At 53.1% G+C, this 239-nt stretch carries 1 protein-coding gene; it reads left to right on the forward strand.

What is annotated here, in order from left to right:
• A partial coding sequence (locus SB771_RS36770; protein ID WP_410722255.1) for a hypothetical protein occupies positions 1–239 on the forward strand: 239 nt, incomplete at both ends.

Raw genomic sequence — 239 nt, forward strand, 5'->3', positions numbered from 1 at the left:
TCTTCAACGCGTACATGCTGGTGCGCTCGCGGCGCGTCTCGCTGATGGTCGTTCCTACTATCCCGTTGGCAAGTCCTGCGCTAGCAGAAGACCCGGATACGTATGAGATACGCATACAGGTTGTGAACCTTAGTCAATTTCCCGTGTACATAAGCGAAGTTGGTTTGAAGTATAGGGACCGAAAAGACGGCGTGCTGAAGTTCGCCGCGCCTCCAAATGCGGACTTTCCGATTGAGCTT

Source organism: Burkholderia sp. SIMBA_051 (assembly GCF_046534915.1).
GTDB lineage: Bacteria > Pseudomonadota > Gammaproteobacteria > Burkholderiales > Burkholderiaceae > Burkholderia > Burkholderia ambifaria.